Annotated in this window: 10 protein-coding genes; 1 reads left to right on the forward strand and 9 read right to left on the reverse strand. The window is 41.1% G+C overall.

The genetic code is table 11. From position 1 onward, the window contains the following. Positions 1-133 precede the first annotated feature (133 nt). From fusA to Q0F90_RS02810, 7 genes are all read right to left on the reverse strand, one after another. Entirely contained in the window at positions 134-2,209 is a 2,076-nt protein-coding gene (gene fusA / locus Q0F90_RS02780) for an elongation factor G (RefSeq protein WP_296003138.1), read from the reverse strand. A gap of 15 nt (positions 2,210-2,224) precedes the next feature. After that, positions 2,225-2,695, reverse strand: a complete 471-nt coding sequence (gene rpsG / locus Q0F90_RS02785) for a 30S ribosomal protein S7 (RefSeq protein ID WP_004693556.1) — start codon at positions 2,693-2,695, stop codon at positions 2,225-2,227. A gap of 55 nt (positions 2,696-2,750) precedes the next feature. Further along, on the reverse strand, positions 2,751-3,125 hold the full coding sequence (rpsL, locus tag Q0F90_RS02790) for a 30S ribosomal protein S12 (RefSeq protein WP_296003140.1): 375 nt from the start codon (positions 3,123-3,125) through the stop codon (positions 2,751-2,753). A gap of 76 nt (positions 3,126-3,201) precedes the next feature. Next, the gene (locus Q0F90_RS02795; RefSeq protein WP_296003142.1) at positions 3,202-3,447 is read right to left on the reverse strand and encodes a ribosomal L7Ae/L30e/S12e/Gadd45 family protein; all 246 of its coding nucleotides are present in this window, start codon (positions 3,445-3,447) and stop codon (positions 3,202-3,204) included. 402 nt (positions 3,448-3,849) lie between these two features. After that, complete coding sequence (gene rpoC / locus Q0F90_RS02800) at positions 3,850-8,052, reverse strand: DNA-directed RNA polymerase subunit beta' (protein WP_296003145.1); 4,203 nt, start codon at positions 8,050-8,052, stop codon at positions 3,850-3,852. A 29-nt stretch (positions 8,053-8,081) separates the two neighbouring features. Continuing rightward, positions 8,082-12,236, reverse strand: a complete 4,155-nt coding sequence (gene rpoB / locus Q0F90_RS02805) for a DNA-directed RNA polymerase subunit beta (RefSeq protein WP_296003147.1) — start codon at positions 12,234-12,236, stop codon at positions 8,082-8,084. Positions 12,237-12,566: 330 nt separating this feature from the next. Beyond that, on the reverse strand, positions 12,567-13,982 hold the full coding sequence (locus Q0F90_RS02810) for an aspartate ammonia-lyase (protein ID WP_296003148.1): 1,416 nt from the start codon (positions 13,980-13,982) through the stop codon (positions 12,567-12,569). A 239-nt stretch (positions 13,983-14,221) separates the two neighbouring features. On the opposite strand from Q0F90_RS02810, the gene Q0F90_RS02815 reads away from it, so the two are divergent. Further along, entirely contained in the window at positions 14,222-15,835 is a 1,614-nt protein-coding gene (locus tag Q0F90_RS02815) for a glycosyltransferase family 39 protein (RefSeq protein WP_296003150.1), read from the forward strand. Between the two features lie 48 nt (positions 15,836-15,883). On the opposite strand, the gene rplL is transcribed toward Q0F90_RS02815, so the two are convergent. Then, positions 15,884-16,252, reverse strand: coding sequence for a 50S ribosomal protein L7/L12 (gene rplL / locus Q0F90_RS02820; protein ID WP_296003152.1), 369 nt, complete (start codon positions 16,250-16,252; stop codon positions 15,884-15,886). 70 nt (positions 16,253-16,322) lie between these two features. Further along, entirely contained in the window at positions 16,323-16,820 is a 498-nt protein-coding gene (gene rplJ, locus Q0F90_RS02825) for a 50S ribosomal protein L10 (RefSeq protein WP_009351171.1), read from the reverse strand. Between the last annotated feature and the right edge of the window lie 49 nt (positions 16,821-16,869).

The following is a 16,869-nucleotide window of genomic DNA, read 5'->3' on the forward strand; positions in this document are numbered from 1 at the left end:
AAAGTAGTTTTACCATGGTCAACGTGACCGATTGTACCGATGTTAACATGCGGTTTCGTACGTTCAAATTTTTCTTTAGCCATTTTAAATTATCCTCCGAGGAAAATAGTAATTCTATTAATCTAATGTAAGATTAACCGTTTTTCTTTGCTTGAATTTCTTCAGCAATTTTCTTAGGAACTTCTTCGTAATGATCGAATGTCATAGAGTAGTTACCGCGACCTTGAGTTTTGGAACGAAGGTCAGTTGCGTAACCGAACATTTCGCTCAATGGAACATATGCTTTGATATGTTGGTTACCATTACGAGCTTCCATGCCGTCCATGCGACCACGACGGGAGTTCAAGTCACCAATAACGTCACCCATGTATTCTTCAGGAACGTCTACTTCTACGGACATGTATGGTTCAAGCAATGCAGGATCTGCTTTGCGAGCACCTTCTTTAAAGCCCATGGAACCAGCGATTTTGAAGGCCATTTCGTTGGAGTCAACGTCATGGTAGGAGCCGTCAAATACGATAACTTTGATGTCAACCATTGGATAACCAGCGATAACACCGGATTCCATAGCTTCTTTAACACCATTTTCTACAGGTCCGATGTATTCACGAGGAATTGCACCACCTACGACCTTATTTTCAAATTCGAAGCCAGCACCTGGTTCTTGTGGAATCAATTCCAACCAGCAGTGACCATATTGACCACGACCACCAGATTGACGTACGAATTTACCTTCAGCTTTAACAGCTTTACGGATAGTTTCACGGTATGCTACTTGAGGTTTACCTACGTTGCAGTCTACTTTGAACTCACGGTTCATACGGTCAACGATGATATCCAAGTGAAGTTCGCCCATACCGGAGATAATAGTTTGACCTGTTTCTTCATCAGTACGAACTTTGAAAGTAGGATCTTCTTCTGCCAAACGAGCAAGAGCTGTACCCATTTTTTCTTGGTCAGCTTTTGTTTTAGGTTCAACAGCAACGGAGATAACTGGTTCAGGGAATTCCATAGACTCAAGGATTACAGGAGATTTTTCATCACACAATGTGTCGCCTGTAGTAGTATCCTTCAAGCCAACCGCCGCAGCGATGTCACCAGAGTATACGCGTTCGATTTCTTTACGGGAGTTAGCGTGCATTTGAAGAATACGGCCGATACGTTCTTTTTTGCCTTTAGTGGAGTTGAAAACGTAAGAACCGGATTCCAATGTACCAGAGTACACACGGAAGAACGCTAATTTACCAACATAAGGGTCAGCCATGATTTTGAATGCCAATGCGGAGAATGGCTCTTCATCGGAAGAAGGACGAGTTGTTTCTTCTTCAGAACCAGGAATTACACCTTTAATAGGTGGGATGTCGATTGGAGCTGGCATGTAATCGATTACAGCGTCCAATAACATTTGTACACCTTTGTTTTTGTAGGAAGAACCACAAAGAACTGGGAACAATTGGTTAGCAATAACGGCTTTACGCAATGCTGCTTTCAATTCTTCTTCAGTAATTTCTTCGCCTTCCAAGTATTTCATCATGATATCGTCATCTGTTTCAGCGATAGCATCGATCATCATTTCGCGACGAGCTTCTGCTACTTCTTGATATTCAGCTGGGATATCAGTGATTTCAAATTCTTTACCGTCATCGGATAAGTAAATTTCCGCTTTCATAGTCATCAAGTCGATGATGCCTTTGAAAGTATCTTCAGAGCCGATTGGCACTTGGATAGCTACGGAATTTGCACCTAAACGAGTTTTCATCATGTCAACTACGTTGAAGAAGTCAGCACCTACTGTATCCATCTTATTTACATAAGCGATACGAGGTACGCCGTAGTTAGAAGCTTGACGCCATACTGTTTCGGATTGTGGTTCAACGCCGCCTTTAGCACTGAATACCGCAACAGAACCGTCAAGTACACGTAGAGAACGTTCTACTTCTACAGTAAAGTCAACGTGACCAGGAGTATCGATGATGTTGATACGATGTTCTTTCCATTGACAAGTTGTCGCAGCAGAAGTGATTGTGATACCACGTTCTTGTTCTTGCTCCATCCAGTCCATCGTAGCAGCGCCTTCATGTACTTCGCCGATCTTGTGAACGATACCTGTATAGTAGAGGATACGTTCTGTAGTTGTTGTCTTACCAGCATCGATGTGGGCCATGATACCGATATTACGAGTTTTTGCTAAGGAAAACTCTCTTGCCACAGTTGTCACCTCTTATTACCAACGATAATGAGCAAATGCTTTATTAGCTTCTGCCATTTTATGAGTATCTTCTTTTTTCTTGATTGCAGCGCCTGCATTGTTGAAAGCGTCCATCAATTCGCCTGCTAAGCGTTCTTTCATAGTGCGTTCACCACGAAGACGAGCGTAGTTAACAACCCAGCGAATGCCGAGTGTTTGACGGCGATCAGCACGAACTTCAACTGGAACTTGATAGTTCGCACCACCGATACGGCGAGCACGTACTTCAAGTACAGGCATAACATTTTTCAATGCTTGATCAAAAACTTCCATTGGGTCTTGACCCATTTTGGAACGAATAATTTCAAATGCATCATATACGATAGTTTCAGCAATGCCTTTTTTGCCATCGTACATAACTTTGTTAATGAAACGTGTTACTAATTTGCTGTTGTACACCGGATCTGGAAGTACATCACGTTTCGGAACAGGGCCTTTTCTTGGCATGTTCAATTCCTCCTTTATAATGATGTGTGTTAACTTCTTCGTTTAATGGCTAAAATTATTTTTTAGCACGTTTCGCGCCGTATTTGGAACGACTTTGCATACGATTTTGTACGCCAGCTGTATCCAATGCACCACGAACGATGTGATAACGCACACCTGGAAGGTCTTTTACACGACCGCCTCTGATAAGTACAACACTGTGTTCTTGTAAATTGTGACCAATGCCTGGGATGTAAGCAGTTACTTCAATAGCGTTTGTCAAACGTACACGGGCAACTTTACGAAGCGCGGAGTTTGGTTTCTTTGGAGTAGCTGTGTACACACGAGTACATACACCACGTTTTTGTGGAGATTCTTGAAGCGCTGGAGCTGTAGATTTTTTAGTCAAGCTCATGCGGCCTTTGCGTACTAGCTGATTAATTGTTGGCATTTGGGCACCTCCTTTCCAAATTTGAGATTTATAATTGATCCGCCATAACAAAGTGTTACATCGGATATTACCGAGATTAACGAAGGATACCTACCGCAGTGGCCCGCACCTTGATGCGACACGCACGACCGAGGTCATCCATAGTGTGCTTATCATTCACAGGTATGCCCTGTGCTTCACAAGCATTTCGTATAGGTTCAACTACACTTTCATCACTATCATGTCCAACGAACACATACTTTACAGTTCCTTTAGCAATGTTTTTCAACGTTTGCTTGGCACCGATTGTTTTGTTCATCGACTTCAGATGGGCAATGTCCATAGTAAAATTCTCCTTACGAAACTATGCTACTTAGGCATACTAGCCCCTGAGCACTATGTAAGTATACCAATTACATAGTCGCATGTCAAACGTTTTTCGACGGCCAACACCGCTATACAACTGCATTTTATATGTACACGTTTCCGTGCGTTTCATAACGCCGAATCATATAAATCTATTCGTAATTTTTATACAATATTATGTGTTTTTAACTCATTTTTATTCACAATATAAATATTATGTGTGTTAATCACATTTCATGTATGCATAATTGATATAGCATAAGTATAAGTACCCAAAAATTTTATGTATTTTATTTAAAGTGCAACTATTATAAGTAAATAGTAATTATATATAAAAAGAGCGCGCCCTAAGGCACGCTCTTTTTTATTCCCCTGTAGATTATTCTTCTACAGCAGTTTCTTCAGTAATATCGATAATTTCAGGTGTATTTTTTACAACTTCAATTTTGCGGTAACGGCTCATGCCAGTACCAGCAGGAATCAATTTACCGATAATTACGTTTTCTTTTAAGCCCAATAATGGATCAATTTTACCTTTGATAGCAGCGTCGGTAAGAACACGTGTTGTTTCTTGGAAGGACGCAGCGGACAAGAAGGAATCCGTTGCCAAAGCGGCTTTCGTAATACCCAACAATGTGCGTTTGCCTGTAGCAGTTTCACGACCATTGAGAGTAAGACGACGGTTTTCTTCGTCAAAGGTATTAACGTCGACCATATCCCCTGGAAGCATATCTGCATCGCCAGCTGTTTCAATTTTAACTTTATGAAGCATTTGACGAACAATAACTTCGATATGTTTATCGTTAATTTCTACACCTTGAGATTTATATACTTTTTGTACTTCGTATACAAGGTAACGTTGAGTAGCTTCAGTACCCATTACGCGCATAATATCGTGAGGGTTGATAGAACCTTCAGTCAAACGAGCGCCCAAGGATACAACATCACCGTCTTTAACGATAATACGGGAGCCATAAGGGATGAGGTAATCGAGTTCAATACCATCTTCACCAGTAATGAAGATTGTATTTGTACCTTTTTTACCTTCGTTAGGTACAACGCGAACTGTACCTTCGTTTTCTGCGATGATCGCATTACGTTTTGGTTTACGCGCTTCGAACAATTCTTCGACACGTGGCAAACCTTGTGTAATATCGTCACCTGCGACACCACCTGTATGGAATGTACGCATTGTTAACTGTGTACCAGGTTCACCGATGGATTGAGCCGCAATAATACCTACAGCTTCACCAACTTGAACTTGGTTGCCAGTACCTAAATCGCGACCATAACACTTACGACATACGCCATATGGGCTGCGGCAAGTCAATACGGAACGGATTTTAACTGTTTCATAGTGTTTTACAACTTCATCAGCCAATGGTTCTGTGATTTCACCGTTAAGAGGAACGATAACTTCGCCAGTTTCTTTATTAACTAATTCTTCAGCTGCAATACGGCCTACGATACGGTCTTTTAATGGCTCAATAACACCAGTACCTTCAACGATGGCTTCCACTTCGATACCATGGATTTCATTGTTGCGTACTTGTACTTCTTTTACATCGGAGTTAAGGATAGCTTCGATGCCTTCTTCAGTGAGGCGCGTATCAGCAGGGAAGATTTCTACACCTTCGCTGTCAACAATCGCTTGTACAGTATCCTTGTTCAACATATTTTGAATCATAGTTTCTTTCAATGTTGCACGGATGCTGTCGTCGCTTTCACCAAGAATAATTTTTTGAACCAAGTTAGTATGGTTGATATCGCTATCAGAGCCTAGGTGTGCACCACGCAATGCGATAGATGTTACACCGGATTCTGCGATATCTACCAAGCATTGTTCGTCCAAAATAGTTTCAGCAGGTACAACAAGTTCACCTGTTTCTGCGTTCACTACGTCTTTATCTAGAACACGACCAATGAGCTTGTCTTTCAACAATTCCAAAGCTTGACGCGGAGATGTAGCCAAACGAGCACGTTCACGAACGAGATCGATACCTACAACGTCACAATCGTCCTCACGAACGATAACGTCTTGAGATACGTCAACAAGACGACGAGTCAAGTAACCGGAGTCAGCTGTACGAAGAGCTGTATCGGCCAAACCTTTACGAGCACCGTGAGAGGAAGTAAAGTAATCCAATACAGTCAAACCTTCTTTAAAGTTTGCTTTGATTGGTAAGTCGATGATACGACCAGATGGATCGGCCATCAAACCACGCATACCAGCAAGCTGACGAATCTGTTGTTTGTTACCACGGGCACCAGAGATAGCCATCATATAAACAGGGTTGAAGCCATCTTTGTCGCGCGCCATGTTATCCATCATGGCATCAGTAACATCTTCTGTTGCTTTTGTCCATAATTGGATAGTTTTACGGTAACGTTCTTCTTCTGTAATAAGACCACGACGGTACATACGAGATACTTTTTCTACCTCTTGTTCCGCTGTGTCTAACAAACCAGTTTTAACTTCTGGTACTTTAATATCAGCAATTGCTACAGTCATACCTGCGCGACGAGCGAAGGAGTAACCTAAGGATTTAATACGGTCCAAAAGTTCTGCAGTTTTTTCATTGCCAAACAATTGGAAACATTGGTCAACCAATTTACCAACTGTTTTCTTATCCATAACCTTACCTAATGTGTAAGTGCCATCTTCGTTTTGTGCATATTGCCACAATTCAGGGAACAGTGCATTATTGAAGATCAAGCGACCTGCCGTCGTTTCAACGCGACCGTAGCCAGGCATACGGATATAAAGAATATCTTGCAAGCCGATGATACCTGCTTCATAAGCAAGCATTACTTCATCGTATGTAGCAAATGTTTTTGCTTTTTCTTTAGTATTTTCACGTACTACTGTTAAGTAGTATGTACCCAAGATCATATCTTGAGATGGTACCGCTACCGGTTTACCGTCTTTAGTGGACAAGATATTGTGGCTAGATAGCATCAATGTACGAGCTTCTGCTTGTGCTTCTACGGACAACGGTAAGTGACACGCCATTTGGTCACCATCAAAGTCGGCGTTGAAGGCTGTACATACTAATGGATGCAACTTGATAGCACGGCCTTCCCAAAGGATTGGTTCGAAGGCTTGGATACCAAGTCTATGCAATGTAGGGGCACGGTTCAAGAGAACTGGATGTTCTTTGATTACCTCTTCCAAGGATTCCCATACGCCAGGGCCGATTCTTTCAACTTGGCGTTTAGCTGCCTTGATATTGGATGCTTGACCGCGTTCTACCAAACGTTTCATAACGAATGGTTTGAACAATTCCAATGCCATTTCTTTTGGCAAACCACATTGGTGCATTTTAAGTTCAGGACCTACTACGATTACGGAACGACCGGAGTAGTCAACACGTTTACCGAGCAAGTTTTGACGGAAACGACCTTGTTTACCTTTAAGCATATCGGACAAGGATTTCAACGGACGGTTACCAGGACCTGTTACAGGACGACCGCGACGACCATTATCAATCAATGCGTCAACAGCTTCCTGAAGCATACGTTTCTCGTTGCGCACGATAATATCAGGAGCACCTAAGTCTAACAAGCGTTTCAAACGATTGTTACGGTTGATAACACGACGGTATAAATCATTGAGGTCAGATGTAGCGAAACGGCCACCATCTAATTGAACCATTGGGCGCAATTCAGGTGGAATTACAGGAACGATGTCCAAAATCATCCACTCAGGGCGGTTGCCAGATTGACGGAATGCTTCTACTACTTCTAAGCGACGAACTGCACGGATTTTACGTTGACCACTTGCAGTGTTCAATTCTTCGCGCAACTCAGCATTCAATGCTTCAAGATCTAGTTCTGCTAAGAGAGCTTTTACAGCCTCAGCACCCATGTCGATACATACGAAGAGAACCTCTTCAGCAGCGCCCAATTCATAGCGCTCTTCACGAGTTAATTCTTCATATTCTTTATCTGCTTCTGGGATTGTTGCATCATCGCGAAGAGCTGCATTGTAGCGCTCTTTGCGTTGTGCTTCACGAACAATAGCTAGACGTTCGTTGCGTTGAGCTACTGTTTCGATTACGACGGATTTACCACCGATAGTGTAACCGTCTTCGTTAAATTGAGCTTCATATTCGCGGTATTCTTGCTCGGACAATAATTGACGTTTTGTCAACGGAGTACCAGCTGGATCTACTACGATGTAGGAAGCAAAGTATAATACGCGTTCCAAGGAACGTGGGGATACGTCAAGGATAAGGCCCATACGGGATGGGATACCTTTGAAGTACCAAATGTGAGATACAGGAGTGGCCAATTCAATATGACCCATACGTTCACGACGCACTTTCGCACGTGTAACCTCTACACCACATTTGTCGCAGACTACGCCTTTATGGCGAATGCGTTTATATTTGCCGCAGTGACATTCCCAGTCTTTTGTTGGTCCAAAAATGCGTTCGCAGAATAGACCATCACGTTCTGGCTTCAACGTACGGTAGTTAATAGTTTCAGGTTTCTTAACTTCCCCATGAGACCAAGCTAAGATCTGCTCTGGAGAGGCTAAACCGATTCGCATGGAATCGAATTCATTTACGTCTAGCACTACTATCGCTCCCTTCCTTATAGATAGTTTTAGTCTTCATCGTTAGAGGAGTCGCCCATTGGGAACGCCAATTGGCTAAGGATATCGTCTTCACCGCCGTTGTCAGCTGGTGCTTCTTCCTCTACTTCTGGTTCTGCTACAGTTACTTCGTCAGTTTCTACTGCACTGCCTTCCATAACTTCTTCAATACCAGTTTCTACCACTTCATCATCGTCATCAAGTTCTTTCATAACAACTTCTTCTTGATCTTCATTCAAGATTTTTACATCAAGACCAATACTTTGAAGTTCTTTGAGCAATACCTTGAAGGACTCAGGTACACCTGGTTCAGGGATGTTTTCGCCTTTAACGATTTTTTCGTATGCTTTCACACGACCAACAACGTCATCAGACTTAACAGTTAATAGCTCTTGAAGAGTATAAGCTGCGCCATATGCTTCGAGAGCCCAAACTTCCATTTCCCCGAAACGTTGACCACCGAACTGAGCTTTACCGCCCAATGGTTGTTGTGTAACAAGGGAGTACGGACCTGTGGAACGAGCATGGATTTTGTCATCAACCAAGTGATGGAGTTTAAGCATGTAAACGTAACCAACAGTTACATGGTTATCCATAGGTTCACCAGTACGACCATCGTACAATACTGTTTTACCATTTTCAGGACGACCAGCGATTTCTAATGTTTCGAATACATCTTTTTCGTGCGCACCATCAAATACAGGTGTAGCAATATGAATACCTGCTACATCTGGTGTTGGCATGCCATATTTTTCAAAGTCATAGCCAAGACCTTCCAACTCTTTGCGGATTTCAATGCGTTTTTCTTCAGCAGAGCGAATATTGTTAAGTGTATTCTTAACTTTATTGATCGCTTCTAATTCCTCTACAAGTACAGGATCCATTTCTGGAGCGTCTTCTTCAGAGTCAAAGAATTCTACATGAAGTGCATTGTATTTTGCTTCAATAGCTTTAAGTTCTTGGTAACGAGCTTCGCCGCCCATAGCTTCCAATTTCTTTTGTGCTGCTTTTTCTACATGTTTAAGGATTTTTGTTTTCAAAGTAATGATTTGTTCATTTTCTTCGAAATGGCTTACTGTTACATCTTCTGCAATTTTTGCTTCCAATGCTTCGATTTGAGCATAAAGATCGCGGATTGCATCGATTTGTTCCCAGTAAGATGCATCAGTACGAGCTTCTTTCAACACATTTTTAATGTGAAGGTCTGTAGCTTTGATTTTCATACCTAAGCCTTGAACAGCCCAACCCAAGTGAGTTTCAAGAACCTGACCGATGTTCATACGAGAAGGTACACCTAATGGGTTCAATACGATTTGTACTGGAGTACCATCAGGAAGGAATGGCATATCTTCTTTTCTCATAACGCGAGAAACGACACCTTTGTTACCATGACGGCCCGCCATTTTATCGCCTTCATGAATCTTACGTTTTTGAGCGATGTATACGCGAACGAGTTTGTTTACGCCTGGTTGTAATTCGTCGCCGTTTTCACGAGTGAAGACTTTAACGTCTACTACTTTACCAGATTCGCCATGAGGTACGCGCAAGGATGTGTCGCGAACTTCACGTTCTTTGTCGCCAAAGATAGCGCGCAATAAACGTTCCTCTGGAGTAAGTTCAGTTTCACCTTTTGGTGTCGCTTTACCTACGAGGATATCGCCAGGGTGTACTTCTGCACCAATGCAGATGATACCTTCTTCATCTAAGTTTTTAAGTGTGTCGTCACCAGTATTAGGCAATTCACGAGTAATCTCTTCAGCACCTAATTTAGTGTCGCGCGCATCACATTCGTATTCTTCAATATGAATGGATGTATAGATATCTTCTTTGCAAAGCTCTTCACTAAGCAAGATAGCATCCTCGTAGTTATAACCTTCCCAAGGCATGAACGCTACAAGAACGTTATAACCTAACGCCAATTCACCGCCATCAGTAGCAGGACCGTCAGCCAATACTTGGCCTTTTACAACATGGTCGCCACGATTAACGATTGGTTTTTGGTTAAAGCATGTGGATTGGTTAGAACGAAGGAATTTATTCAAGCGGTATGTATCAACACGACCATCGCTATCGCGAAGTACGTGAATTTCATTACCCCAGCAACGTACAACCTTACCAGCTTCACGTGCAAGTACGCAAACGCCGGAGTCAGTCGCTGCTGTATATTCCATACCTGTACCAACAAGTGGAGCTTGAGCGCGCAAGAGTGGTACCGCCTGACGTTGCATGTTCGCACCCATCAAGGCGCGGTTAGCATCGTCATTTTCAAGGAATGGAATCATAGCTGTACCGATGGATACAACTTCTTTTGGACTTACGTCCATATAGTCAACCTTATCAGGTGTAACTTCTAATACGTCATGACCACGACGACAAGCTACATGTTCAGTTGTGAAGTAGCCTTCCTCATCAAGTGGAGAGTTCGCTTGGGCAATTGTCATGCCTTCTTCTTCATCTGCTGTCATGTATACTACGCTGTCAGATACGCGTACTTTAACTACTTTATCAGCGTCAGCACCTGTGCCATATACTTTTTCTACTTTACGGTAAGGAGCTTCGATGAAACCGAACTCGTTTACTTTCGCGTAGTTGGACAAGGAGTTGATCAAACCGATGTTTGGACCCTCTGGAGTCTCGATTGGACACATACGGCCATAGTGAGAATGATGCACGTCACGAACTTCGAAGCCTGCACGCTCACGAGATAAACCGCCAGGGCCAAGGGCAGAAAGACGACGTTTGTGAGTCAATTCTGCTAATGGGTTTGTTTGGTCCATGAATTGGGACAATTGGGAAGAACCAAAGAATTCTTTGATTGCTGCCACTACAGGGCGAATGTTAATCAACGCTTGAGGCGTGATAGATTCGATTTCTTGAATTGTCATACGTTCACGAACAACACGTTCCATACGAGTCAAACCAATGCGGAATTGGTTTTGCAACAATTCACCTACGCAACGAAGGCGACGGTTGCCCAAATGGTCGATATCATCTGTGTGACCTGCACCATCCATAAGGTTGAGCAAGTAAGAAATGTTAGCGATCATGTCTTCGCGAGTTACTGTGCGGTGATCGAATGGCAAGTTGCAGTTGTTACAAATAACTTTGGACTCTACACCATCGTTATTTACGATGTAGAATTCAGCAAAGCCTTCGCCATCAAATACATGGCTATTTGCTACGATATCAAGTTGTTCTTCCCCAACTTGTACACCTGCATCAAGGATTACTTCGCCAGTTTCAGGATCTACGATAGGTTGAGCCAATGTATGACCCAACATACGTTGACGCCAGCCAAGTTTTTTGTTCAATTTGTAACGACCAACGCGCGCCAAATCATAACGGCGTGCATCGAAGAACAAGTTATCAAATAAGTTACGAGCAGACTCTACTGTTGGAGGCTCGCCTGGACGTAATTTTTTATAGATTTCAACCAATGCTTCATCAGCAGATTGAGTTGTATCTTTTTCTAATGTGCGAACGATGCGCTCATCATAAATTGGCAAACCATCTTCGTCAGTTTTACCGTTCCAGAAGAGGTCAAGGATGCTTTCATTAGTATCCCAACCTAATGCACGTACCAATACTGTAGCTGGTAATTTACGGTTACGGTCAATACGAACCGCTACGATTTCGCTTGCATCTGTTTCAAGCTCGATCCATGCGCCACGGTTAGGAATAACTGTGGAATCGTACAAACGGTTACCCATTGTATCGATTTCTTTATTGTAATAAACGCCTGGAGAACGTACCAATTGGGATACGATAACACGTTCTGCACCATTGATGATGAAAGTGCCTGTATCAGTCATCAATGGGAAGTCGCCCATGAATACTTCTTGCTCTTTAATATCCATATTTTCTGGATCATTATTTACCAAGCGAATATTTACACGAAGTGGTGCTGCGTATGTAGCATCACGATTTTTACATTCATTAATATCATACTTAGGCTCACCTAAGCTGAAACCTTCGAAAGAAAGTACTAAATTACCTGAATTGTCTTTAATCGGAGAAATATCGTTGAAAATATTTTGTAAACCACTCTCCAAGAACCATTCATACGATTTACGTTGAATGTCCAATAAATGCGGCATCTTGATAACTTCGTTAATTTTTGCGTACGTATAACGAGTTCGTTTGCCTACCTGTTCAGGTTTGAACATATTTGCTTTCACCCCTATCAAAACACACTGGTCTACCATTTTCTATAACGGCACGGAAAAGACATCTTTCAGGTCTCAGTTTTCCTGCTCGGGCAACGTCAAATAAAGCAAGGTCCATTTCATTTTTTAAAATAACCTTGCTTCCCATTAACCAAGCACAACCTTGGAAGAAAACCTCATCACTATTTAAGTTATAGTTTTTACATCCAAAAGCAGAAAACGCTACTTTTGCAATATATAATTTTATCAGTAATAAAAAAGACTGTCAACTAAAAGGGTTGACAGTCTTTCATTTTCATGCTTTGTTCATTTATCAACAAAGGGTAAGTATTAATTACCTTTTTGTTTTAATAGTTTCGCACCAGCAATACCAGGGCGAGTCATTTCTTTAGGAGAAAGAATATGATTGATTTCGTCTTCAGTCAATAAGCCTTGATCCAAGATGATATCGCGGATAGCACGACCTGTTTCATAAGCTTCTTTAGCCAATGCAGATGCAGTTTCGTAACCAAGGTGTGGTAACAATGCTGTTACGATACCTACGGAACGGTTCAACCAGTATTCGCATTGTTCACGGTCTACTTCAAGATCTACGAGCAATTTATCAACGAATGTATTTACGCCGTTTTTGAGGTAGCAAAGGTTATTGAACAAGTTGTAAGCCAATACAGGTTCCATTACGTTCAATTCGAATTGACCATTTTCTACAGCCAATGTAATTGTTAAGTCATTACCGATAACTTGGTAACATACTTGGTTCAATACTTCGGCGATAACAGGGTTAACCTTACCAGGCATGATGGAAGAACCAGGTTGGCGTGCAGGTAATTTTAATTCCCCAATACCACAACGAGGACCAGATGCCATCAAGCGGAAGTCATTCGCCATTTTAATCAATACAAGAGCAGTTACTTTCAAACCGCTAGAGATATCAGCAAATACGTCTGTATTGTTTGTAGCATCGATTAAATTTTCTGCAGTGTAGAATGGTTCGCCTACTACTTCACTAAGTTCGTAAGCTACATCATGAATGTAGTTAGGCTCAGCATTAAGACCTGTACCAACTGCAGTCGCACCCATGTTGATTACATGTGCACCTTCAACGGCAGATTTAATACGTTTAATACCACGACGGATACCAGATGCATAAGCGCCCATTTCTTGGCCCAATGTAATTGGCACCGCATCTTGTAAGTGAGTACGACCCATTTTCAAGATTTCGCTGTATTCTTCAGCCTTTTTCTCAAGCTCATCAACGAGGCGTTGCAATGCTGCAAGTAAAGGTTTAGATTTAATAATAGCACATACTTTAATCGCTGTAGGGAACGCATCATTTGTAGATTGCGCCATATTACAGTGGTTGTTAGGGCTTACGATATCGTAGCTCCCTTTTGGATGACCTAAAATTTCACAAGCGCGGTTAGCCAACACTTCGTTCATGTTCATGTTCACGGAAGTACCTGCACCACCTTGAATTGGGTCAACTGGGAATTGATCAGCAAATTGACCTTCAATTACTTCGTCCGCTGCTTGCACAATTGCTTTACCAATAGATACATTGAGACGACCAGTTTTCATATTAGCTAAAGCAGATGCTTTTTTAACCATCGCTAATGCTTTAATGAAGTCTTGGTCCAAATGTTTTCCTGTAATATGGAAGTTTTCTAAGGCACGAATAGTTTGTACGCCATAATATAGCTCATCAGCTACTTCTAACTCACCTAGGAAATCATGTTCTTTTCTCATATTAGATCCTCTTTCCACTATTTCATATTTTAAATGATAGTTTGATGAAATAATTTTATCTTATGCGCTCATTATAGCATGTATCTTGTATACATAAAAGTCATTTCATATATTCTGTACAAACAATATTCTATACAATATTTATTTTACTGATTAAATATACTATATCAAGGCAAGTTTTGAATATATCTAGCCCTATAGTACAATAATATAAACTATGTAAGTAAGGAGTATTGACTATGAATTATCACGCATTACGTATAGGCGCTTTATTTTTACTGACCGTCCTGAGTTACGGTTTCTATAACGCCTATTTGCCTATCACCGATCCGGTAGAATCAAACTATGTACTCTCTGCCATCACCATGCTAAAACATAACTCCTGGATATCGCCTATGATATATGACCAAGTATGGTACGATAAGCCGCCCCTCACCTATTGGGCACTTATGATAACGTACAAACTATTTGGCATATCTGACTTTACATCGCGTATACCAAATACACTCGCAGCGGGAGCTAGTGTGGCCTTTATGTATCACCTCGTGTATCGCATAAAAGGATCAATACATTTAGCCGTTACAAGCGCCGTGCTATTATTCAGTGCATTACAGTTTTGGTATATTTCACATGCGGTTATCACTGATGGTTTTCTATTTTTCTTCTCCATAGCAGTTTTCGGTTATTCCTATTTAGCCTTTACCAATAATGATAAGAGCTCAATGGTAAAAGCCTATTGTGCTGCTGCGTTATCCGTTGTTACCAAAGGTCCTATCGGTATTTTACTACCAGGATTAATACTACTACTCTTTGTGTGTATGCGCTGGATTACACTAAGAGAAAATCCCAATTATTCTATTACCAAGGACGTAAAACTATTATTTAATCCACTTGGTATTTTGCTTTTTATTTTATTGGCTAGCCCTTGGTACATTGCAATGTACTCAATACACGGAGAACAATTTGTTTCTGGTTTCTTAGGGCTCCATAATGTGGATCGTGCCCTTGTTTCAGAACATCCGAAGTTCAATGTATGGTACTACTATCTAATCATAGTACCCCTAGCTCTATTACCATGGACTCCTGCTGTAATCTATCGTTTAAAAAGTATTAACTGGAAAGATAACTTTGATTTATTAGGCATCATATGGTTTTTAACTATTGTTCTATTCTATTCTCTAGTAGCTACTAAGTATATAACGTACACATTACCTGCCATTATTCCCTGTATTATATGGGGTGCTGAGACTATCATTAATCTACTCAATAAAAACAATAAAACCTTCAAATATATTGTGACAATTCCATTTGGTATTTATTGTACTATTTTTATGATTGCCATCTTTAGAACTCCTGAGCTATCGCCAGTTCCCTTAATCGTTACAGGCCTAGTGATGGGTTTACTATTAAATGTGACGAGACACTTTGTTAAAAGTAATTTGCATTTAACTATATATCTAATTACTCCAGTAATTCTCCTCTATACAGCAGTAACTATAACAGTTCCACCAATTTTACTTAATCAATCAGGACTTCAATTTAAACCTTATATAGAATCAACTAGTCAAAACACTTATATCTATGGTACTTACTACACGTCGATTCTATATTACACAAAGACTACACCAACTCAAGTATTTGTACACACTACTGATGATCCACGGTGGACCGAAGGAAAAGCATTAATGCCAACCATTACAAAAGATGAATTCTATCAAATAGTTCCAAACGAATCTAGTGCTATAATTATTGTTCCAAACAAATACAGTAAAAACTTTATAGAATCACCTATCTATACAATAGTTAAAGAAATTGGTAAAACACAATCAACTAGAATTTACAAAGTTAATTAACAAACAAAAAAGGCGTACCCAAGGGTACGCCTTTTAATATGGCTAGAATTATTTCAATTCTACGGATGCGCCAGCTTCTTCTAATTGAGCTTTCAAAGCTTCAGCAGCTTCAGCAGCTACGCCTTCTTTTACAGGTGCAGGAGCGCCGTCAACGATAGCTTTAGCTTCTTTCAAGCCAAGACCAGTTGCTTCACGAACAACTTTGATTACGTTGATTTTGGATGCGCCAGCATCTTTCAAGATTACGTCGAAGGAATCTTTAGCTGCGCCAGCACCAGCGTCGCCAGCTGCTGCTACAGCTACAGGAGCTGCTGCAGTTACGCCAAATTCTTCTTCAATTGCTTTTACAAGATCATTAAGTTCAAGAATAGTTGCTTCTTTTAATTCAGCAACGATGTTTTCAATGTTCAATGCCATTTTAAGTATCCTCCATAAATTAGTTTATAGTGCCAGCCTCATGCGGCCGACGAATAATTCTTTGTAATTATTATTCTGCAGGTTTTGCTTCTGCAACAGCTTTGACAGCGTATGCAACGTTGCGAACAGGAGCTTGCAATACGGAAAGCAACATGGAAAGCATACCTTCGCGGTTTGGAAGATTTGCAATTGCTTTGATGCCAGCAGCGTCCATAACTTCGCCTTCAACGATACCAGCTTTAACTGTAACAACTTCTTTATCAGTTGTTTTGATGAATTGTTCGATTACACGAGCTGGTGCAACAGCATCCTCTTTAGAAGTAGCCAATGCAGTTGGACCTTCTAAATGCTCAGAGAAACCTTCAAGATTCAATTCGTTTGCAGCGATACGAGTCAAAGTATTTTTGATTACTTTGTATTCAACACCTTCAGCCAACATTTTGCGACGAAGTTCAGTTGCTTGAGCAACTGTCAAACCAGAGTAACCAATCAATACAGCACCTTTTGCTTCAGAAAGAGTTTCTTTCATTTGAGCAACGATTGCTTTTTTTGATTCAGTGACAGCCATTAGATTACCTCCTTATAGATTTTTTGGTGCTCTATGTACTATCTTAGCG

Origin of the sequence: uncultured Veillonella sp. (assembly GCF_934190855.1) — a bacterium.
Classification (GTDB): Bacteria; Bacillota; Negativicutes; order Veillonellales; family Veillonellaceae; genus Veillonella.